The organism is Dokdonia sp. Hel_I_53 (genome assembly GCF_007827465.1).
GTDB lineage: Bacteria > Bacteroidota > Bacteroidia > Flavobacteriales > Flavobacteriaceae > Dokdonia.
The window spans coordinates 2,321,915-2,344,731 of record NZ_VISL01000001.1 but is presented as its reverse complement, the minus strand read 5'-3'; the positions used below and the strand labels follow the sequence as shown (position 1 = coordinate 2,344,731).

The window sequence follows — 22,817 nt, the reverse complement described above, 5'->3', positions numbered from 1 at the left end:
TAAATACATAATTTAGATTCTTAAACTTAAAATTAAAACAAATGAAAAAAAAGCATCCATTATTCAAGATGGTTCTCTTTTTGCTAGTATCAATTCCTTATGCGCTGCTCGCACAAAGGACAGTTACAGGAACGATTAGTGATCAAAACAGCAACCCCCTACCGTTTGTTAACGTTATTGAAAAAGGTACCACTAACGGTACCACCTCAGATTTTGATGGTAGTTTTTCAATAACCTTAAATAGTAACAGCGGTACTCTTGAAGTTTCTTACCTAGGGTACAAAACAAAAGAAATACCTATATCGGGTTCACAAACAATGAATATTATTTTAGAAGAATCTGCAGAGTCATTAAGTGAAGTAGTAGTAACTGGACTTGCCTCTTCTATTAAAAGATCAAATCTTGCAAATGCAGTTTCAACAGTTAAATCTGAAGAGCTTGTTGGAACAACCAGTCAGTCCACTGTGGATGGAGCTCTATACGGTAAAGTTGCAGGTGTAAACATTACATCATCATCTGGAGCACCAGGAGGAGGATTTGCAGTACGACTGAGAGGTATTAGTTCTATTCTAGGAAACAATCAGCCACTATTTATAATTGATGGAGTGTATGTAAATAATGTAGAGATTCCATCAGGGCTTCGATTTGCTTCTGGAGCTAATCGCGGTAGTGAAGAGAATGCAGGAAATAGACTAGCAGATATTGACCCTAATGATATAGCTAACATTGAAATATTAAAAGGATCTTCTGCAGCTGCAATCTATGGTCAACGTGGAAGTGCTGGGGTAGTTATAATTACAACCAAAAGAGGAAAAGGTGGTAGAACACGGATTAATTTTAGACAAGATTCTGGAATTAACCAAATTCAAAACCCTTTGGGACTAAGACCATGGACTGAAGCTTCTGTTCTCGAAGCTTATGGCCAAGATGAAGCAGATAAGTATAATGCTACTATCGCCGCAAACGGTAAACTCTATGATTATGAAGATGAAATTTATGGATATACAGGTATCATTTCAGAAACCGCAATAAGTGCCTCGGGAGGTAATGAAAAAACTAAATTTTATGTAGGTGGGTCTTACAGGGATGAAGAAGGTATTATAAAAAATACTGGATTTGATAGATTATCGATGAGAGCAAATATAGATCATAAGATATCTGATGTATTTGATATATCCTCTTCAACAAATTTTGTACGTAGTAATGCACAACGAAGTTTTACTGGAAATGAAAATGATGGTGGGCTTAGTTACGGCTATAATCTTGCTTTTACTCGTGCGTGGTCTAATCTTTATCCTGATGCTGAAGGTAACTATCCTAATAATCCAACAGCTTCAGGTAATCCACTTTTTGTAAGAGACAAAGCAAAAAATGATGATTCTAACAATCGAATTATACAAGGACTATCTGTAAACACTAAACTATTTACCAATGATAAAAATCGAGTTCGCTTTACGAACCGAGCTGGTGTGGATTATTTATCTAATGAGACCTTTGTATATGTACCGGAAACACATCAAGCTCAAGTTGGACTTGACAATCCAGGATTTATAGCACAAGGTAAAAATAGCTTTACGCAATTTAACACACAGTCTGCTCTGGTTTGGGATCATGATGCAATGGAAGGTGATCTTGCATTTACTACACAATTAGGGACAGCATATCTCTATCAAGACGCAAATATTGTCAATGCGAGAGGTAATGGTTTAGCTGCAAACCAGACGAGTGTGGAACAAACAGCTGCACAACAAGTAAGTCAAGCTCGAAGCAGAGAAAAAGAATTTGGATATTTTGGGCAGGTTGAGGCTAATTATAAAGATCAATTTATAGGAACAATAGGTTATAGACTGGACAAATCAACACGAAATGGTGATGAAAATAAATTATATGGCTTTCCGAAAGCCTCTGTTGCAGTGAATGTTGCTAATCTAGATTTCTGGACTGTGGATGTAATTAACCAGTTTAAACTGCGAGCAGCTTATGGAGAAACGGGGAATTCAGCTCGATTTGGATCAACTTTCACAAGCTTAGCCCCTGTGAATTTAGGTGGACCTATCGGACAAACAGTTGCTGGAGCAAAAGGCGACCCAAATATACAACCGGAGACTGCTCAAGAATTTGAAGCTGGTTTTGATGTTGGATTTTTTGATAATCGCATATCACTTGTTGCTACATACTATATAAAAACAGTAAAAGATCTTATATTACAGAGAGATTTTCCTGGCTCTTCAGGTTTTACATCTGAAATAACCAATTTAGGAGAGCTTCAAAACAAGGGTATAGAACTTGCTTTGCAAGCTGATGTAATACAAGGTGACAATTTTAGTTGGAATACCAATTTGCAATGGTACAAGAATACTTCCGAGGTAACAAGACTTGATGTCCCTGCATTTGCGCTTCCAGGAGCTGGATTTGGATTAGGACTTGGTTCTATATATATTGAGGAAGGTCAACCAGTGACTCAAATAGTTGGTAATTTAGATCTTGACGAGGATGGCGTAGTTGAGCCTACTCAGGTAGGAAATACAGAGCCAGACTTTCAAATGGGATGGAGCAATAACATGACTTTCTATAAAAATTTCGACCTTTCTTTATTATTTCAATTGAAGTCTGGAGGTGAAAATTTAAACCTCTCAAAATACTTAACAGATATTGGAAGAACTACTCCAGATCTTGAGACCCCTTCAGGACAAGCACGCCGTGAGAGTCCTGCCAATGCTATCCGATTCGTAGAGCCTGCTGGCTACTTGCGTTTAAGAGAAGCCGCTGTATATTATAGACTCCCTAAAAACATATTTACAAGAGTTTTAGGAAATGCAATTGAAGGTGTTAAAATAGGCGTTTCAGGTCGAAATATTTTTACAGTTACTGACTATAGCAGTTACGATCCAGAGGTCTCTGTAAATGGAGGTCAAGGCCTATCTTCTGGAATTGAGGTAACTCCTTTTCCAAGTACAAGACAGTTCTTTTTTCACTTGAATGTAAATTTTTAATTAATAATATCATGAAAAATAATATATATAATATTTCAAAAGCACTGGCAATTTCCGCTACGCTGTTAATAGTGACATCTTGCTCGCTAGATGAGGTAATAGATCCAGATGGCCCTAGTGTAGATGGGGTGATCCAAAATGCTACGAGAGGGCAACTTAATGAACTTGTAGTAGGAGTAGAATCCACTTTAAGAAATGGCATAGCAGTAGAGACAACTGCTAGTGGAACTATGGCTAGAGAGCTATACCTATTTGATGCTGACCCACGTAATACTGGAGACTTATTAGGTAAAGATGGCATTCAGCTCGACAATAACTCTTTTTACAGCACTACGCAATGGAACGGTAGTTATCGTTGTATTAAAAACGCTAATTTGCTTATTGAAGCTGCAACTAATTCTAATAATATTGACGAACAAGAACGCAATGGATATACTGGATTTGCAAAAACTTTGATTGCTTACGAATTAATACAAATGATCAAATCTTATGGAACGGCTCGTGTTGATACAGCAAACCCTGAGAATTTAGGTCCATTACTTAGTGAAAGTGAAGTTCTTTCATTTGTTAGAAATCTTCTTGATGAAGCAAACCAAGAATTAAACAATAGTGAAATAATTTTCACATTAAGCAGTGGTTTTGACGGTGATTTTACATTCTCTGAGTTTAATAGAGCAATAGCAGCCATGGCTGCAGTATATGACGGTGATGGAAACGGTGCATTAACAGCGCTGGATAACTCCTATTTTAGTATAAATGGTGATTTAACCACAGGTCCTAAGCATATTTTTGGAGCTGGTGGAGGAAACCAGTTAAATGGCCTTTTTAAAGCACCTTCAAATACTGTGGAAGATCAAAACAATGGAGATAATATCATTGTGCATGATAGCTGGATTAATGATGCAGAATCTGGAGATTCAAGAGTTACTACAAAAACTGCTTTACGACCAGATCCAACTGCATCGGTAGATGGGCTCACAGGGGCTTATGAAACTAGATTGTACTCAAGTCAAACGGCTCCTATTGATATTCTTAGAAATGAAGAATTAATTCTTATTTATGCTGAAGCAAGCATACTTGCTGGAAATTTTGATGATGCCGTAACTGCACTCTCAAGAATTCGTACTTCTGCAACTTTAGACCCTTATACGGGTGACGAGAGTGAGGCGGCTTTGACCTCTGAGCTACTTAGACAACGTAGATATTCCCTATGGGCTGAAAATAGTAGATTGTATGATGTGCGTCGTTACAACCTAGAGGGATCACTTCCTATAGATCGTAGTGGTGATCAGGTTTTCACAACACTACCAGTACCACTGGCAGAAAACAACTAAAATTTTAAATTTAAATAGTAAACCCTCAGTTATTCACTGAGGGTTTTTTGCTTTCGCGAAAGCGTAACTTCAGAGACAAGAAAAGCGTTAAATACTATTTAACGCTTTTTTCATTTCGTTGTAAATTTTCTATGAAGCTTTTTGAAAACTCACTTCATCTCTCGATGTAGCCTTACTTCCTCTTACTTTAAGCTTAATTCTATAGACTATATAATAGAGTAATGGGACAATAATTAAGGTTAAAAAAGTAGCGATGATTAATCCATAAATTACTGTCCATGCGAGTGGACCCCAGAAAATCACGTTATCACCCCCAACATATATTCCAGCATCAAAATCTTGAAATAGTCCAAAGAAATCTATATTAATACCTATCGCAAGCGGTATTAATCCTAATACTGTTGTAATAGCTGTTAGTAAAACTGGACGTAATCGAGCTCTACCACCTTCAATGATAAGTTCTTGGGTCGTCTTTTTATCTAACATTTGTTTGCCCTCGAGTCCTAAGGCTACTTCTTTTCGATCTACTAATAGTTGTGTGTAATCTAGTAGTACCACTCCATTATTTACTACAATTCCCGCTAGAGAAATGATTCCCATCATCGTCATAATAATTACAAATGAAGAACCACTTATAATAATACCTCCAAAAACACCTATAAAACTTAAGAATATAGCGATCATGATAATAATAGGTTTAGATATCGAGCTAAACTGAAAAATTAGAAGAAAGAAAATTAGAGCAAGCCCTCCAAAAAATGCGCTTACTAAGAAATTCATCTCCTTTTGTTGCTCTTCTATTTGGCCTGTGTAGTTTACTTTGATATCCTTAGGCATACCCTCAAAGTTTTTCATTTCTTCTTGTACCGCAGCCACTACGACTCCAGCATCTGTATATCCAGCTGCTAAATTAGAATATACTGTTACTACGCGTTTTGAGTCTCTATGCTTAATTGCGCTAAAAGATGAAGTGTTTTTTGTCTTGGTTACTGCAGCAATAGGTACTTCTTTGATTTGCCCAGTAGCAGGATCCCTAAAAGTAATATTTTGATTAAACAGTGCTGACTTGTCATAGCGCTGCTCTTCATTGAAGCGTACATAAATATCATAATCTTCACCGTCTTTCTTATAGACTCCAGCTTTATCTCCAAATATAGAGCGTCTTAACTGCATCCCTACTTGACCTGTTGCAATACCTAACTCACCTGCCTTCTCCCGATCAACAATCACTTCTGTTCCTGGCTTTCCTCTATTTACATTAATCTTAAGCTCATCTACACCTGGAACATTTCTACTGTTAATGTAATTCCGCATTTTTTCTGCAGCCACGATAAGCTCTTCATAATTCTTACCTTCGAGCTCTATGTTTACTGGATAGCCTTGAGGTGGTCCTGCAGCATCTTTTTCTACAGTAATGACAACTCCTGGATAAACACCTCTTACCGCTTCTTGCACTTTAAATCGCAGTTCTTCACTATCTGCCTCATTACGATATTTGTACTCCCGCATGGTGGCCGTGATTTTTGCTTTGTGTGGCATTTCTGCAGCACTCCCCCCGTCAGTTTGTGGGTTTCCTGCTCCTTCTCCTACCTGCGAAACAGAAGTTTCTACCAAAGCATTATAATCTCCTCCTTCAAGATATTCTTGATCATTAAATACCTGAAATACACGGTCTTCAATTTCCTTTGTAATTGCATTTGTTTTTGCAATAGCGGTTCCTTCCGGATATTCTATGTATACAATAATTTGATTAGGCTTATTATCTGGGAAAAATTCGATGGCTGTTCTTCCTGCACTTACTGAACCTCCAAAAGCCATGAACGTTAGAATTAATAATAAAAAAATTCCGCCTACAAATCCAACGGGTTTCCACCCCCTAATTGACCATCCTAAGAAAGCTTTATATTTATTTTCTAACCATGTAAGGAACCTTTTTTGGAAAACATCTGCTGCACCTTTCAACGCATACTTGTAAATCCACATAAAGGCAATTGTCACTAATACTAAACTCCCAAAACCTCTTATACTTCCACCTAAGAATAAAATCATTAACCCAATAGGTATCATTATTAAAGTGGTGCGAATTAAAAACTTTCGCGAAAGCGGTTTCTCCTCAGTCTTCATAAATTGAGAAACTAGCATAGAGTTTATGAAGATTGCTACAAATAACGAAGATCCTAGAACAACTGATAAGGTTATAGGAAAGTAAATCATAAATTGACCCATAATACCTGGCCATAAACCTAATGGCACAAAAGCTGCAACAGTTGTTAAGGTTGATATTATAATAGGGAAAGCGATTTCTCCTATTCCTTTTTTTGCAGCTTCGATTCGGCTCATTCCTTCTTCATCCATTAAGCGGTAGACATTTTCTACTACTACAATACCGTTATCTACCAGCATTCCCAGTCCCATAATAAGTGCAAAAAGAATCATCGTGTTCATTGTATAGCCCATGAGGTTGAGAATCATAAAACTCATAAACATAGACATTGGGATAGCAAAACCAACAAAGAGTGCATTTTTAAAACCTAGGAAAAACATTAAGACGCCTACAACCAAGATAATTCCAAAAATGATATTGTTTACCAAGTCATTTACTTGATTTTCTGTCTTTGCACTTTGGTCGTTTGCGGTACGTACGGTTACATCTGGAGGAAAGACTTCTGTAGTTGCTTTTTCAATGATCTCGTTGATTTGAGTTACTGCCTCAATCATATTTTCACCAGAGCGTTTCTTTACATCAAGCATTACTACCGTCTCACTTATCTCATCATTATTAACAGACTCTCCCTCGTAAAGTGTGAGATCACGCGCATACGTAGTTTTATCTTCTTCTGTAAAATGTATCTCTGCAATATCCTTAAGATAAACTGCACCCCGTTCTGACTTGATCACAAAGTTCTCAAGTTCATCAGGACTCTGGATTTCTCCTATGACTCTAATGTTACGACGCTGGCCGCTACTTACCAAATTCCCTGCAGAAAGTGTCATGTTTTCATTACCAATAGCCCGTAAAATATCATCAAAACTTACACGAGCAGCAATCATTTTATATACATCTACAGCCACTTCAACTTCCCTATCTTGAGCTCCCCGTATTGTTGCCTCTTTAATTTCTTTAAGACTCTCTATTTCATCTTGTAAGTACTCTGCAAATTCTTTGAGTTTAATAACTGGATAATTACCAGATACATTGACATTAAGAATGGGAATTTCCTCAGACATACTAAGGTCAAATACATTAGGCTCTACTTTTGCGTTATTAAAGGTAGGCCAGTCTTCATTTGCAGTTTCAGAATCTACCTCATCCTTAACCCGTTGTTTTGCGACCTGAACATCTACATTCTCATTAAATTCTATAGTGATAATACCATAGTCTTCTTGAGAGGTCGATAACACTTCTACTACCCCAGATAAATTTTGAAGTTTATCTTCTAGGGGATCAATAATGAGCCGCTCAATATCCTCTGCTGTATTACCAGGGTAGGGAGCAGATATGTATATCTTAGTTTCATTTATCTCTGGGAAGTTCTCGCGTGCCATGCCTAGGTATGCGCCCATTCCCAAGGCTAGAAACAATGCCATTAGAACGTAAATAATCGTTGGATTATCAATTGCCCAGCTAGAAATGGCAAACTCCTTGTCTACATTTTTCTTTTTCTTATCTGTCATTGCTCTAGTATGTTAAGATTTTTACTTCTTGATTATCTTTTACAGATCTCGCGCCCTCTACAATAATCTTATCTCCTGCGTTTATTCCAGATAAAATCTCAATACGGTCTCCTTGAGATTTTCCAGTAGTAATAATTTTTTGCTGAGCTACCATTTTATTTTCATTCGCTTTCGCGGAAGCGATATACACATATTGTTCACCATCTGCATTTTCATTAATCACATTTAATGGAACTAGAATCGCATTCTCTGAAGTATAATCATTGATAGAAAGTCTTGCTGTTAAGTTAGGTTTGATTCTTCCATTTTTATTTGGCACATCCACTTCTACAGTAAAGCTTCTGTTTGCTGGGTTGATATAATTACCCGTTTGACGCACCGTTGCCTCTACGCTTTCTCCTAAAACTGGAAATGCTACCATTACTTTTTTACCTTTTGTAACGGTAGGTAAATAACTCTCAGGAATGTCTGCAGTTACATACATATCATCTAAGTTGACAATTCTAAAAAGAGCAACACCTGGAGCTACCACCGTACCCTGATCTGTTACTACCTCGTCTATTACTCCAGAAAAAGGAGCACTAACCGTAGTTTTACCTAACTGACTCTTAGCCTGCCTAAGCAGGCTTTGTGCAGATTCATATTGTGTCTTCGCTTGCAAATATTGTATTTCTGAACCTATTTTTTGCTCCCAAAGTCTTTGTTGCCTCTCGAAAGTCGTTTTTGCTAGTGCAGCTTGAGCCTCTGCTTGTGAAACTTGACTACTTAAACCGCCATCATCTATTCTTGCTAGTGTTTGACCTTTTGAAACACGCTGTCCCTCTTTAACATACACACGGGATAAAGTACCTTGATACTCTGGATATACAAGTACATTTTTCTTAGTTTCCACATTACCTTGAACCTCAACATAGTGATTGAAAATAGTATCCTTTACCATTTTTGTGGTTATTAACACTGGCTTTGAATCACGCGGATTCTTTTGTTGAATTGCACTGTTTAGTGTTGCTATTTGTTCATTAAGTAAGCTTACTTCATCTTTTAAAGCTGTTTTTTTTGCTTCCATCTCATCTATTGATCCAGATGCAATTACATTTTCTACAGATTGCTCACTAGTATTATCTCCACAGGAGGCAAGAACAAGCATTATTAATACGGCTAAAATATTTTTCATTTCTATGAGTTTAATAGTGGTTTATATTTTATGATCTACACTCAGGTGTAAATTTATTTGCTAGGTGACTGATCTTTGCGATAATTAGGAACATTTAAAATTGTTTCTAAACTTGCCTTTGTCGTTATCATTTGATACATAGACTGTAATAATTCTTGTTGTACTTGGTACAGTTGCGTTTGCGCTTGTCTTAGATCAAAACTGCTGCTTATCCCTTCCTTAAATTTTGTTTGATTTTTATTTTCTATACGCTCTGCGAGTCTTAAATTTTTTTGAGCAGTCGTATAATTATCAATGGCTAATTCATGATCACTTTTTGCAGAAGCGTATGCCAAGTAAATTTCTTGTGCGGTTTGCTTGCGATCTGTTTGAGCTTGCTGTAGGGCTATCTCTGCCTGCGCAGTACGAGCATTGCGCATTCCACTACTAAAAATAGGGATGTTAAGAGAAAAACCTGTAATAGAAGAAGCAAACCATTTTCTATCACTATCAAAGAAGTTAAATTCATTTCTTCCTGCAAAGGTGCCTAAATTGATAAATGCCCCTAAAGTTGGCAATGCTTTACTCTTTTCTAACTTTAGTTCTAGCTCACGTTGTTCGGTTAAATTATTACTTATCTTATAATCAACATTTTGATCTAAGTTTACACTATTATTTAATAAACCTACAGCAGGAATAGCTAAGCTTTCTAGAGATTCTACTAACACGATAGGCTCTTCTATATCAAGTCCTATTGCTACATTAAACATCTGTCGTGCAATGGTTACCATTCGTTGAGAATTGGCTCGTTGATTCTCGAGAGAAAGTAATGTAATTTGTAGCTGCTCTACATCTTCTTCTTCGGCAAATCCATTCTCAAAAATAATACGAGTCTCGCGCACATTCTCTTGTAATGTGGCTATATTTCTATCGAGAATACTCACATTCTCTTCGGCTAATAGAACTGCCCCATATGCATTAATAACACCTTTGCGTACTTCTAGTTGTGTCTTCTCATTTGCATTCTCTGAAAATTCTAAAAATGTTTTTGCTGCCTGAAGACCTACTAAATAGGATCCATCAAATATTAATTGTGTAAGAGTTGCAGTTGCGGTGGCATTTTGCTGTGTGCCAAAAACCACTGGTATAAACGTACCTGCTTCTCCTCCTGAAAATTCTGCAGGTATAAGCTGCGTAGGCTGTCTTATCTGGTAGTTATAGTCTAAAACAGCGTTTACTTGAGGTAGTCCCGTCGCTGTAGTTTCCCACTTTTTCTTAATTGCTTTTGCAATATCTCTACGTGCGTTGATAGCCGTATAGTTACTATCTAAGGCAAAGCTAACTGCTTCTTCTATAGTGAAGGATCGAGGAGTTTGCGCTTTCGCGAAAGCGAAACTCATTAACAACATTAAAAATAATAGGTGTTTCATTTACTCGTGATTTGATTGGATAATTTTATTTAAAATTTTACGCCCTTTTGGAGTTACAATGCCTCGTATGTGGTACTCTAAATACATTTCGTACAGATCTGTAGCTGGGAATTGAGATTGTGGAAAAATACCTTCATCCTTGATTCCTGTCATCCCAGTGAAATAAATGCGAGAGACAAATTGAACATTAATATCACTTATAAAGAGTCCCTGCTCTATACCTCTTTGTAGGTTATCTGTAACACAACTTTGCATGTAATCATACTGGCCTTGTCTCATTTTTTGATAAATCTTAGGGTAGTATTTTTGTAACTGATACATTGGAGAAGTACGCTCGCCATTAAGGTGCTCAAGTACAAACCGCTTAATATCATACAACTCTTGAATAGGGTTTGTTTTACGACTACAAATTATATCGATACCTCCTGTAATAGACGTAAAAAGGTAGGAGGCACTTTCTGAGATTATGTGCTCTTTATTTTTATAATAAGTATACACTGTTTTTTTTGACATACCCATTTCACGAGCAATATCATCCATAGTAATACTCTTAAATCCTTGATTTAAAAATAATTGAGTAGCTTTTTTTAAAATTTCTTCTTTCATATAAAGTTTTACAAAAGTACGCAGGAAACTTTAAAAGTTTTTGAAGTTTCCTTTTTTTAACATTTTTCACTAAAATATTTTTAATTAGAGCTATACTATATTTATATCTGTTATCTAGACTATTGAGAATTGTATGGCTTATAATATGATCTTGTGATGTATTTTTACCGAAAAAATTGCCTTATATGCTTTCTATTCCAGAATATACTTCTGTATTTATTGACTATCTCAAAAGTCATTCTTTCAATAAAGAACCTAAAAATCTTTACGAGCCAATAAATTATATTTTAGATTTAGGTGGAAAGCGTTTAAGACCTGTGTTGACATTATTAGCTTGTGACCTTTTTGACACATCGTACACAAAAGCATTAGATGCAGCACTTGCTATTGAGATCTTTCATAATTTCTCTCTTGTACATGATGATATTATGGATGATGCCCCTTTACGACGTGGAGAAGAAACGGTACATGAAAAGTGGGACATCAATACTGGAATTCTTTCTGGAGATGCCATGCTTATTCTTGCCTACCAGCTTTTTGAAAATTACGATGGTATTGTATTCAAGAATCTTGCACAGCTTTTTTCTAAAACGGCTATAGAAGTTTGTGAGGGCCAGCAATATGACGTTGATTTTGAAACTCGAGATGATGTAACCATTTCTGAGTATATGAAAATGATTGAATATAAAACCGCAGTTCTTGTAGGTGCAGCACTTAAAATGGGTGCGATCGTAGCAGGAGCTTCTGAGCAATGTCAACAAGCGATTTACAACTATGGTCGTGACCTTGGTATTGCATTTCAATTACAGGATGATTATTTAGATGCCTTTGGTGATCCAGAAACCTTTGGCAAGCAAGTAGGTGGAGATATTATTGAAAATAAAAAGACTTTTTTATATCTAACAGCCGTGGCAAATTCATCTAAAAATGACGCAAAAGAGTTAGAACATTTTTTCTCGATTGCACCTGTAAATCCTTCAGAAAAGATTGAAACGGTTAAACAGCATTTTTTAGATAGCGGCGCCGCTAAAGCTACGGAGGAAGAAATAGCAAAATACACTAATCAAGCATTTACTGCATTAGAGAATGTAGATATTTCTGAAGATAAAAAAGAATTGCTGCGCATTTTTGGAAAAGGCTTGATGAAGCGAACGTATTAAAATATTTAAGATTTAACTTAATCATCATCTCTTAAAGGTTTATCTCGCTATGGATCTAAAGGTGATTTTAAAAAGTACAAGCATAGACTTTTACACATATTGACACTAATATTTTCTTAATTAGTCATTTGTGGCACCCTGATTGTTTTACTTTTATCACCTTAAAACACTCTATCGTGAAATATTACTTATTACTCTGTGCTTGCTTTTTTACGCTCATTTCTTGCGCGCAAGTTAATCTCACATCTGAAACAGTTGCACTAGACGATTCACTAAAAATCGCTGTCATTCAAATACCTGAATCTATTTCTCTAGATAAGGAAACCTCTTTTACTTTAGGTAATAGCAATTATACTCTTGTGCTAGAATCAAAGAAAAATATATATGAAGCATCCCATATATTGAGTTCAAGTACTAAAACCTATAAAGCGTTTATCACCTCACTACCACTTATTCAAATAGATGCGCCAGATGGTATCGTAAATGAACCTAAGCGTATGTCACAAATATCATATGCCTATAAAGACACAACACTTACCTCCTATGCAGGGATTGAATTGAGAGGAAGTAGCTCCATTGCATTTCCAAAAAAAACTTATGATATTAATTTTTACAAAGATGGGGATGCTAAGGAAAATCAAGATTTTAAACTGGCTGGAATGAGAAGTGATGATGATTGGATTCTAGATGGTTTATATAATGAGCCCTTAAGAATGCGCTCATATCTCTCTCTTAATTTATGGAATGATATTTATAAGCCTCATTATCTAGAGAAAGAGCCTAAAGCAAAAGCTGGCGCTACAGGAAAATATGCAGAGGTATTTGTAAATAATAATTATCAAGGTCTTTTTTTATTGCAAGAGCAAGTAGATCGTAAGCTTGTAAAAGTTAAAAAAATTAAAGGTGATACCATACGTGGAGAGATTTTTCAAGGCGCACGTTATCTTGGGGCTAGCTCATTTGACTCCATTCCAGTAAAGAAAAATTACTTAGCAAGTTGGGGTGGATATGACATCAAATATCCTACTCCTACTAATCACTATTGGGATAATGTGTATCCATTTACAAAATTTGTCATAGAGAGTGATGATATTACTTTTTCTAGAGAGATTAAAGATAAATTCGTTATCAATAACGCTATTGATTACTTTTTATATATTAACGCGTTAAGAGCACCAGATAACTTAGGTAAGAATTTATATCTCATACGTTATGATGCTGGAGAACCCTATTTTTATGCACCTTGGGATCTTGATGGCAGCTTTGGAACCATTTTTAGTGGAAAGCGTATTCCCACCACAGAAGATTTTCTATCAAATGGTCTATTAAGAAGGCTCATTACAACCGATGCAGATGGATTTATTTCAAAATTTCAAGAACGCTGGAAAACACTTAGAGCAACCGAATTCAGCGAAAAAAATCTATTAGAAAAACAACGTAAAACCTATTTCTCGTTAAAAGAAAATCTCATTTTTGAAAGAGAGGCGTTAGCTTGGGGTGACTTCATTTATGACGAAGAAGGTTTAGCGTATATGCAGGATTGGACAAAGAAACGTCTGTTATTTTTAGATGATTATATTGATGCTTTAAAAAAGTAATTAATTTACAAGCCCTTTCCCCAGCTTATTTATTATACTTAAAAAATCTTCTCTATTTTCTACAAAATCTAATGAAGAAATATCAATAATCTTTACATTGAGATTGTGTTGTGATTTTATAAAATCTAAATATCCTTGATTAATCTTTTCAAGATACTCAGGTGCAATTCCTTTTTCGTAAGCGCGTCCTCGTTTTTTGATATTTGAAAGCAGTCGTTCTGTATTTTGATATAAATAAATATATAAATCAGGTTGAGGCATCTCTCTATACATCATTTCATGGAGTCGTTTATATAATGCAAACTCTTCCTCTTGGAGGGTAACTTGAGCAAAAATGAGTGATTTATAACGATCGTAATCTGCACACATAAAGTCCTTAAATAGATCATACTGGCCTATATCATCAAGTAATTGCTGGTATCTATCTGCTAGAAATGACATTTCTAGTGGAAATGCAAAACGATCTGGCTCTTTGTAAAATTTTGGTAAAAAAGGGTTGTCTTTAAAACGTTCTAAAATGAGCTTAGCATTAAATTCTTCAGAGATCATTGTGGCAAGGCTCGTTTTTCCTGCACCTATATTACCCTCTATAGCAATATAATTATAAGAGCTTAAATCAATATTATCTATAGGATTTTTTAACCACTTAGATTGTCTTGTTAATTTACTTTGATCTTTACAATCTTCAAAAATACTACTGTAAGTCTTTGAAAAAACTTCAGAAAATTCATCTCCACAAATATCGACCAGTGGTTGCAATACAAACTTACGGTCTAGCATTAATGGATGTGGAATAGATAAATTAGGTTCATTTACAATAAGATCACCATACAGTAATATATCAATATCTATGTGGCGGGATTCATAACCTTTATTATCACTTTTTACCCGTCCTAATTTTTTCTCTATATACTGTGTCTTTTTTAAGAGGCTACTTGGAGAAAGCGAAGTGCTCATTTTTACCACACAATTATGAAAGTCTGGAGCCTCAAAACCCCATGCAGGACTTTTATACACTGGAGAGATCTTAATCAATGGCCCCACGTGCTCAAATAACAACTGAACAGCTTTATTAAGTAAATCATATGTGTTTCCTTGATTACTTCCTAGCGATAAATAAATGGTTTGTAGAGAAATAGCTATTTATTTAAGTCATTAACATTTCACAACAAATTAAGGAAATCAAAACCACAAAGAAGTACTTTTGATCTTGAAGTTATTAAGAAAAATGAACCCTGAAATACCACTTAATTCCCCAAGAGATTTACGTACGGCTTATCGCGTTTATTACATACTAGGTGCGCTATTTATATGTGCATTAGTGGTATCAAATCTTATTTTTCAAAAGTTTTTTACTTGGAAGCCTTTTGGCATCTACAACTTTAAAATTTCTGTAGGATTACTTCCCTACCCCATTACATTTCTAATAACTGACTTGGTAAGTGAAGTTTACGGTAAGCAAAAGGCAAATCAAATGGTGACTGCTGGTATTTTTGCATCTTTATTTTCATTAATTATTGTCTACGTAGCAGATAGTGTCCCCGCTATGGCAGATTCACCAGTAAATGATACTTTATTTTCTCAAGTATTTGGAGCTACCGCTCTAGCAGTATTTGCAAGCATGACCGCATATCTTTTTGCCCAATATATAGACATTCATATCTATCATTTTTGGAAAAAACTAACAAAGGGCAAGCATTTATGGCTTCGTAACAATTTTTCTACTTTCATTTCTCAAATAATAGACACAGCTTCGGTAACTGGGCTTCTATGTGTTTTTAATATTCTAGAATGGGACATTTTTCCAATATTATTTACTTCTGGTGTACTTTTTAAAATAATCATAGCTGCAATAGACACTCCCTTTTTATACCTAGGGGTGGGTCTGCTTAGAAAACGCTTCAATTTAAAAAAAGGAGAAGAATTAATAGTACCTTATTAAAGGTTAAATACGCTTTCGCGAAAGCGTAATACACCCTACACGACTAGAATGAGTCAAAAGTATTTTAGGCAAAAAAAGAATATAAGATTGATATGAAAAAAATATTAAAAATTACAGGAATAGTTTTGCTGGTACTAGTGCTACTTCTAGCAGCTTCTCCTTTTCTATTTAGAGGAAAACTAGAGGATTTACTAAAGAAAACAATAAATAACAATCTCACTGCCCAAGTGGAATGGGAATCTATGGATTTGAGTTTATTCAGAAGTTTTCCTGATGCAACGGTTATTGTAAATAACTTTACGGTAATTCCAGAGGTTCCATTTTCAAAAGACACATTGCTTATGGGGAGACGCATACAGCTTGAAATGGGCGTAAAGCAGTTGTTTAAAAATGCTTCTCAAGATCCTATAAAAGTAGATGCACTTACGATTGATGATGCAGTTCTTAATATTCTTGTTGATAAAAATAAAAATACAAATTACGACATAACTAAAGAAGCTAGCCAAGATACGCTAGCTACTCCATTTGTATTTAACTTACAGCAATATACCATTAATAACTCCACAATCAATTACAAAGATCTTTCTAACAAAACTCATCTTCATCTCACAAAAATACATCACCAAGGATCTGGAGATTTTTCAGCCATAGCTGGAGAATTAAATACAGAAACAATGGCAATGGTTTCTCTTGATTATGATAATATAAACTATTTAGATAACCACGAGCTTAAGCTTAACGCTGTATTTGAAATGGATCTTGATCAAAACAAATATACTTTCAAAGAAAATACGGCTTTTATTAATCAACTTCCATTAGAATTTAATGGCTATGTACAACTTGTAGACGATGGTACTGCAATGGATATAGCATTTAAAACTCCAGATTCTGATTTTAAAAATTTTCTAGCCGTCATTCCAAGTACCTACAGGTCCAATTTGGATGGCGTACAAACTAGTGGCGACTTTCGCGTAAGCGGAATTATAAAAGGCAAAACAACTGATACAACTATTCCAAACTTAGATATCTCAATTATTTCAAACAATGCATCCTTTAAATTCCCGCAGTTACCTAAAGGTGTTAGTAACATTAACCTAGATATAAAGGTTATCAACAATACAGGAATCGCGGAGGAAACATTTATTGAAATAAATGATGCTAGATTTATGATTGAACAAGATGCATTTACCACAAATGGAACACTGCGCAACCTCACAGGTAATATGCTGGTAGACCTAGCTGTAAAAGGTACGATTGATCTTAGTAATATTGAAAAAGCGTATCCAGTAAAATTAGACACCCCACTTCAAGGAAGGCTTGTGACAGATATGACCACCGCCTTTGATATGAATTCTATAGAAAAGAAACAATACCAAAATATTAAAAGTACTGGGGTTGCCAGCCTATCTAATTTTCAATATGCCACTGAAGATTTCCCCAATCCGATCACAGTTTCTAAGGCTCAAATCACGTTTAATACTGCTAACATTAGCCTTAACTCGTTTGCTGCTAAAAGTGGCACAACTGACATTAACGCCACAGGCAATCTTCAAAATCTAATACCTTTTATGATTTCTGACGAGGTGCTCAAAGGGAGTTTTAAAGTTACCTCAAATGTTTTTAACCTTAATGATTTTGTCACTACAAAGACAACTGTATCAACTGACAAAACTCTATCTCGCGGTAATAGTGCCATTAAAATACCTGCTTTTCTTGATGCTTATATGGATTTTAAAGCCAAAAAGGTAATTTATGATAATCTTGAACTCACAAATGCTCGAGGGACTTTATCAATTGCAAATGAACAAGCCGAAATTAAAGGGTTGAATTCTGGAATTTTTGGTGGAGAGGCTGGCCTTTCAGGTAATGTGACCTCAAGGGGAGGGAAACCTACATTTAGTGTCATTCTTGACCTTAAAAAGATTGATATTGATCAATCATTCAAAAACCTTAAAATGCTGCAAGGTCTAGCTCCTATTGCAAAAGCCTTAAAAGGTGGTTTAAATACTAATATTAACGTTAGCGGTGATCTAGACGAGAGCTTTAGCCCCGTTTTAAATACAATCTCTGGAGATGCATTTGCTCAATTACTTACAGCAAAAGTAAACCCAGAGCAGATGCCACTTCTTAAGGTTTTAAATTCAAAACTTAACTTTATGAATTTAAGTGATATCAATCTCGATAATCTTCAAACTGCCTTAACATTTAGTAATGGGAAAGTAGCTGTAAAGCCATTTGATTTTGATGTAAAAGGTATCAAAGTAAATGTATCTGGAGGTCATAGTTTTACTAATGATATGAATTATACATTAGGGCTTGATGTGCCTGCAAAATATTTTGGAAGCGACTTAGGACAACTGCTTTCTAAACTCACTGAAGAGGAACAAGAGGGCCTAACTGTTATCCTTCCTGTAACACTTTCTGGTAAATTCACATCACCTAACGTCTCTGTAAATACAAAAGCTGCTATTTCTAGTCTGACCGCAAAGATTGTTGAAATTCAAAAGAAAAAAGTTAAGAATAAAGCAGGTGATAAAATAAACGATGTTTTAGGGGATATTCTAGGCAATGGACAAAAGAAACCAACAGACACTACAAATACTAGTACTATAGATCCTCCAGTTAATACAGATGCAGTGATTAAAGACGTTGCAAAAGATATTATAGGTGGTCTCTTTGGGAAAAAGAAACCCGTTAAGGAAGTTAAAAAAGACACCGTAAATTAATGCAGGAAATGACTAGACCTCATCGTCTACCTTTATTTCATTGAGTTCGCTATTTTTATGTTTTGCGTAGTCAAAACCACTTTGCCACCATAATTTCATTTTTTCTTTATTAAAAATAAGAGAATTTGTGGTGAGTACTGTGGGAGTGTAATAAAAATTTATGATTGCCTCGTGCTGATTTGCAGCATATTTACCTATAGCTATGTTTTGTTTCTCAATACGATCCATCATAAATTCATGTAGGTTACTAAGTAGAGAGAATACATTTGTAGATGGTAAATTATTATAATATGTAACCTCTGTTTCTAATATTATTACATCAATTTCGGTGGCGCCACGTTCTACAGCTTCTCGTATAGGAACTAAGCTCCCAAACCCTCCATCTGCATACTCACAACCATTCTTTTTTGCAAGGCTCATAAATGGTATGTAATTACAAGACATCCATACCCAGTCACAAAAATCTTCGTAAGTTTCTTCTTTACTAGATTTATATTCTGTTTTATGAAGAGATAAATTTGATACCGTAACTAGAACCTCTTTACCACTCGATTTCAACGCTTCATAGTCTGCTCTAGTAAAGGTTTTCTCTATAAGTTTACGTAGTTTTTTACTTTCTCCAAAGGTTTTTGAGCCCTTTAGAAAATTGCGCAACACACTAAAATGATCTATAGCTATTGTTTGCTCACCCCATTTATCTTTCTTGACAACAAATGGGCAAACATTAAAAATGGCATCTTGATTTACAGACGTGTAGATTTTTTTGATTTTTGCTAGGTTATCTATAGCAAGATGAGGTACTAGTAAACTACCTGTTGAGGTACCAACAAATAAATCATACTTTTTGCCCATCTCTTGCAGCAGATACTGAGCCACGCCACCACCAAAAGCTCCTTTACTTCCTCCCCCAGAAATGACTAGTGCACGCATTATAATTAGATTTTAAGATATCCTAAAATAGCAATTTTATATGTAAAATCTTAAGTGAGAGGTATACGCTTTCGCGAAAGCGTAATCTTAAAAGAAATGCATACCTCCATTACCAGTCTCTCCTTTCTTACCTAGCGTGTTAAATTTCCAGCTAAAACTAAGCATTATATATTGCTCAAGAACGGTGCTCTGAACGTCTTGTATAAAGTTTGCATTTGCCGTACGGCGAGCATTTGTATTTTGATTGAGCACGTCATAAACCTTTAAGGTTGTTGTCGCTCTATCTTTTGCAAATGAATAAGCTAAGGTTGTATTCCAAAACCAAGCACTTCGTTGAAATCCTGATTGAATATTTGGATTATAATTAAAATTAATATCATTGCGCCACTCCCAATTTTTTGGAACAAATAGTGCTGTATTAATTCCAAGATTATGGGTGATAAATTCTTGATCTTCAAACCTATCTATGCCAAATCTTGTCTTAGAAAAAGAGATATTATAATTAGGTCTAACTTCAAATAAATCTTTCCAAGTAAAAGTAACGTTTATTCTTGGGGTAATCGAATTGGTATTGCTAGCATATTGTACTCCGTTAAAGAAGTTGATATTACGATTTATAACGGCATAAGCACCCACGCCATATTTTAAGGTTCTCAAAGAATCAATTTTGACATTTTTGCTATAACCGCCGCCGCCGCTTACATTATAGTTACCATCTACATTATCAAAGGTTGTTGTACGTACGAGATTCTCATCTACAAAAGTTTTACCTATGACTGCATCATTTGTAATACTTCCATTTGCATTAAAATAGTATCCTCCACCCTTTTGGAAATCATAGTTGTTGAATCCCGCATAAAATTGATAAGCATTTGATGGAGATAAATTGGGATTTCCAAAGGTTATATTTAAAGGATCAGAAACATCTACAAATGGGTTAAGCTGTTCTAATTTTGGAGTTTGATTACGTCTACTAAGATTAGCATACAGTGACATCTTAGGGCTAAATCTATAATTAATATAAGTGCTAAACTCTAAAGCTTCAAAATCTTGTTCAATATCTGAAGCTGGTCTAAGTCTGTCTTTGTTCTCTAGTGTTTTAAAAACATATCCTACGTTAACATTTGCATTGAATTTTTTTGAATTATAATTCATCCCTACTTCTGGAGTTGTACTTAAATTTTGAGATTCAAAATTTGTACTCAACGTCTGATTAAACAAAGAATATTGTTGTGTTGCTTCATCAAAATCAAACGTACTTTGCTTTCGATCTCTATTTTGATTGCGGTGACCTACGTCTAAATCCAGAAAAAGTTTTTTTGAAACTAAAGGAATTCTATAGGTAAGGTTAAGGTTGTAATTTTCTAAATCTGTTGATCCATCTGTAAACTGATTTCTTATAATCGTATCAGGATTATCTCCAAAAATCTCAGTGCTAGAGTCTACAAAGTCCTCGCTTTTTTGTTGATTATATTCAGTATTCACACGTGCTCTCAAATAAGAACCTCTATCCCCCCACTTTTTTGTTACACTCAACCTATTTTCAAAATTACGTCCAGTAAGATTGGATGTATTAATAGTTGATGACTGGTTAATTCTTTCTCCCATCTCATTTAAAGATTCTTCATCTGCTGTATATCGAGAATCACTATTTGCAAATTCAAATGAAGGCTTAATATTAACTAGCAATGTAGAATCCTTTTTAAAATTAAGCTCCGTATTTACATTGTGATTATCTCCATTACTATCGCTTCTCGATATACTATTTGAAAAGAATCTTCCCTGTGGTAATATATTTTCTCTAGCAATTATGGTTTCATCATATGCGTTTGCTCCAGAGTAAAAGTAATCCATACTTGCATCTAGTTCTTCTGTATATTGATCTGTATAATTTGCACCAATGTTGCGACTGTTTACAATGCCTTGACCGCCTCCAAAACTTCTACCATCTATAGCAAAACTTCCATTGCTGTTAAATCTAACTGAACGGCCTCCACCAAACATTTTACGTATCTCTCCAAAACTAAATCCGGCAGAATTAATATTATTTCCTCCGCCCAGAACGCTTATTCTTCTATCATTATCAAAAGCATTTAAAATACCTGCGTATTCAAACCTATTATCAGTTCCCCCTCCAGCAGCGATTCTACCAAAGATTCCTTTATTTTTCTCTTCTGATATGGTTAGATTAATTGTTTTATTTTCTTGATCTCCATCCTCACCAGCAAAGGCTTCGTCATCTGTTTTTGTATCTGTCACTTGAATCTTTTCTACAATCTCCTTAGTAAGATTGCGAGTTGCAATTGTAGGATCATCACCAAAAAAAGGTTTGCCATTCACTAAGATCTTATTTACTGGTTTACCGTTTACTGTTATTTCTCCTGCATCATTAACCTCTACTCCAGGTAATTCTTTCAATAAATCTTCAATATTTGCATCCTTTTTAGTCTTAAAGGAAGAAACATTAAACTCAAGAGTATCCTTTTTAACAGTAATAGGTGCTCGGCTTTTTAGTACTACTTCCCCTAGCGTATTTGCAGCAGTAGCAAGATCTATACTGCCTAATGAGATCTCACCTTGTTTTAAGTCAACTATTTTTGAGAAATTCTCATATCCTAAAAAAGAAATATTTACACGTGCATCACTAGTTTGTGATCGCCCTTCTAATTGAAAAAACCCTTCTTGATTTGTGATTGTATATGTTATTAAGGTGCTATCCTTTATGGTTTCTAAAAATACAGTAGCAGCCTCTAGGGATTGTTTTGACTCACTATCTCTTAATGTTCCTGATACTGTAAAGTTTTGTGATATCAAACCAGTAGACGTAAATATCACCCCTACTACAGATAGTATTTGAATTATTTTCATTTTTTGATTGATTGATTGATTGATTGACTGATTGATTGATTGATTTTGTGTAAAAATCAACAATCTTTAAAACCAGTCATATGCATAAATTGAGTTTTAAGAAACCTTTAACAACACGGCCATGCTTGATCTTAGAAATATTCACATTTTCTTATCATCTAGCTTTATTATAAACAGTTACATTTATACACTTAAAACCTGATCAAATGAATAAATTAATTCGCGGACTTATCGCAGCTTATGGCGCAAAAAAATTAGGTGGTGGCTGTATAAGCACCATCATCGTCTTTTTTATCATTTTTTGGCTACTAGGACTTTTCGGTTAAAAAGTTCTGAATGTGTTCATATAACAAAGCAGAAAAAAGGGTTTGGAAGTGTAGATTTCAAAACCCTTTTTTTATT

13 protein-coding genes are annotated in these 22,817 nt (G+C 35.1%); 6 read left to right on the top strand and 7 right to left on the bottom strand.

Features of this window, described 5'->3' with window-relative positions:
• Positions 1–41: 41 nt before the first annotated feature.
• Positions 42–2,993: a SusC/RagA family TonB-linked outer membrane protein gene (locus OD90_RS10465; RefSeq protein ID WP_144669118.1), complete on the top strand. Its 2,952-nt coding sequence runs from the start codon at positions 42–44 to the stop codon at positions 2,991–2,993.
• Positions 2,994–3,004: 11 nt separating this feature from the next.
• Entirely contained in the window at positions 3,005–4,327 is a 1,323-nt protein-coding gene (locus OD90_RS10460) for a RagB/SusD family nutrient uptake outer membrane protein (protein WP_144669117.1), read from the top strand.
• A 129-nt stretch (positions 4,328–4,456) separates the two neighbouring features.
• Here the strand turns inward: OD90_RS10460 and OD90_RS10455 are convergent, their stop codons facing one another.
• Genes OD90_RS10455 through OD90_RS10440 form a run of 4 tightly spaced genes read right to left on the bottom strand, consistent with a single transcriptional unit; the run spans position 4,457 to position 11,191 of the window.
• The gene (locus tag OD90_RS10455; protein ID WP_144669116.1) at positions 4,457–8,002 is read right to left on the bottom strand and encodes an efflux RND transporter permease subunit; all 3,546 of its coding nucleotides are present in this window, start codon (positions 8,000–8,002) and stop codon (positions 4,457–4,459) included.
• A 4-nt stretch (positions 8,003–8,006) separates the two neighbouring features.
• Complete coding sequence (locus OD90_RS10450) at positions 8,007–9,176, bottom strand: efflux RND transporter periplasmic adaptor subunit (protein WP_144669115.1); 1,170 nt, start codon at positions 9,174–9,176, stop codon at positions 8,007–8,009.
• A gap of 53 nt (positions 9,177–9,229) precedes the next feature.
• Complete coding sequence (locus tag OD90_RS10445) at positions 9,230–10,585, bottom strand: TolC family protein (protein WP_144669114.1); 1,356 nt, start codon at positions 10,583–10,585, stop codon at positions 9,230–9,232.
• The gene (locus OD90_RS10440) at positions 10,586–11,191 is read right to left on the bottom strand and encodes a TetR/AcrR family transcriptional regulator (RefSeq protein WP_144669113.1); all 606 of its coding nucleotides are present in this window, start codon (positions 11,189–11,191) and stop codon (positions 10,586–10,588) included.
• A gap of 185 nt (positions 11,192–11,376) precedes the next feature.
• Between OD90_RS10440 and OD90_RS10435 the strand changes: the two genes are divergently transcribed.
• Positions 11,377–12,351 carry a polyprenyl synthetase family protein gene (locus OD90_RS10435; RefSeq protein ID WP_144669112.1) on the top strand — a complete coding sequence of 325 codons (975 nt, stop codon included), beginning with the start codon at positions 11,377–11,379 and terminating at the stop codon, positions 12,349–12,351.
• 176 nt (positions 12,352–12,527) lie between these two features.
• Complete coding sequence (locus OD90_RS10430; RefSeq protein WP_144669111.1) at positions 12,528–13,949, top strand: CotH kinase family protein; 1,422 nt, start codon at positions 12,528–12,530, stop codon at positions 13,947–13,949.
• Here OD90_RS10430 and folK read toward each other — a convergent pair whose 3' ends face one another.
• Complete coding sequence (folK, locus tag OD90_RS10425) at positions 13,950–15,071, bottom strand: 2-amino-4-hydroxy-6-hydroxymethyldihydropteridine diphosphokinase (RefSeq protein ID WP_315897483.1); 1,122 nt, start codon at positions 15,069–15,071, stop codon at positions 13,950–13,952. It lies immediately after the preceding gene.
• A gap of 106 nt (positions 15,072–15,177) precedes the next feature.
• Between folK and OD90_RS10420 the strand changes: the two genes are divergently transcribed.
• On the top strand, positions 15,178–15,891 hold the full coding sequence (locus OD90_RS10420; protein ID WP_144669109.1) for a queuosine precursor transporter: 714 nt from the start codon (positions 15,178–15,180) through the stop codon (positions 15,889–15,891).
• A gap of 92 nt (positions 15,892–15,983) precedes the next feature.
• Positions 15,984–18,617: an AsmA-like C-terminal region-containing protein gene (locus OD90_RS10415; protein WP_144669108.1), complete on the top strand. Its 2,634-nt coding sequence runs from the start codon at positions 15,984–15,986 to the stop codon at positions 18,615–18,617.
• 12 nt (positions 18,618–18,629) lie between these two features.
• Here OD90_RS10415 and OD90_RS10410 read toward each other — a convergent pair whose 3' ends face one another.
• On the bottom strand, positions 18,630–19,547 hold the full coding sequence (locus OD90_RS10410; protein WP_144669107.1) for a patatin family protein: 918 nt from the start codon (positions 19,545–19,547) through the stop codon (positions 18,630–18,632).
• Between the two features lie 87 nt (positions 19,548–19,634).
• The gene (locus tag OD90_RS10405; RefSeq protein ID WP_144669106.1) at positions 19,635–22,415 is read right to left on the bottom strand and encodes an outer membrane beta-barrel protein; all 2,781 of its coding nucleotides are present in this window, start codon (positions 22,413–22,415) and stop codon (positions 19,635–19,637) included.
• Positions 22,416–22,817: the final 402 nt, after the last annotated feature.

Excerpts from the sequence above, each read along its gene's own strand:
- OD90_RS10415 (WP_144669108.1), top strand. The coding sequence starts at position 15,984 with ATGAAAAAAATATTAAAAATTACAGGAATAGTTTTGCTGGTACTAGTG.
- OD90_RS10465 (WP_144669118.1), top strand. The coding sequence starts at position 42 with ATGAAAAAAAAGCATCCATTATTCAAGATGGTTCTCTTTTTGCTAGTA.
- OD90_RS10445 (WP_144669114.1), bottom strand. The coding sequence starts at position 10,585 with ATGAAACACCTATTATTTTTAATGTTGTTAATGAGTTTCGCTTTCGCG.
- OD90_RS10450 (WP_144669115.1), bottom strand. The coding sequence starts at position 9,176 with ATGAAAAATATTTTAGCCGTATTAATAATGCTTGTTCTTGCCTCCTGT.
- OD90_RS10420 (WP_144669109.1), top strand. The coding sequence starts at position 15,178 with ATGAACCCTGAAATACCACTTAATTCCCCAAGAGATTTACGTACGGCT.
- OD90_RS10405 (WP_144669106.1), bottom strand. The coding sequence starts at position 22,415 with ATGAAAATAATTCAAATACTATCTGTAGTAGGGGTGATATTTACGTCT.
- OD90_RS10460 (WP_144669117.1), top strand. The coding sequence starts at position 3,005 with ATGAAAAATAATATATATAATATTTCAAAAGCACTGGCAATTTCCGCT.
- OD90_RS10455 (WP_144669116.1), bottom strand. The coding sequence starts at position 8,002 with ATGACAGATAAGAAAAAGAAAAATGTAGACAAGGAGTTTGCCATTTCT.
- OD90_RS10435 (WP_144669112.1), top strand. The coding sequence starts at position 11,377 with ATGCTTTCTATTCCAGAATATACTTCTGTATTTATTGACTATCTCAAA.
- OD90_RS10410 (WP_144669107.1), bottom strand. The coding sequence starts at position 19,547 with ATGCGTGCACTAGTCATTTCTGGGGGAGGAAGTAAAGGAGCTTTTGGT.
- OD90_RS10440 (WP_144669113.1), bottom strand. The coding sequence starts at position 11,191 with ATGAAAGAAGAAATTTTAAAAAAAGCTACTCAATTATTTTTAAATCAA.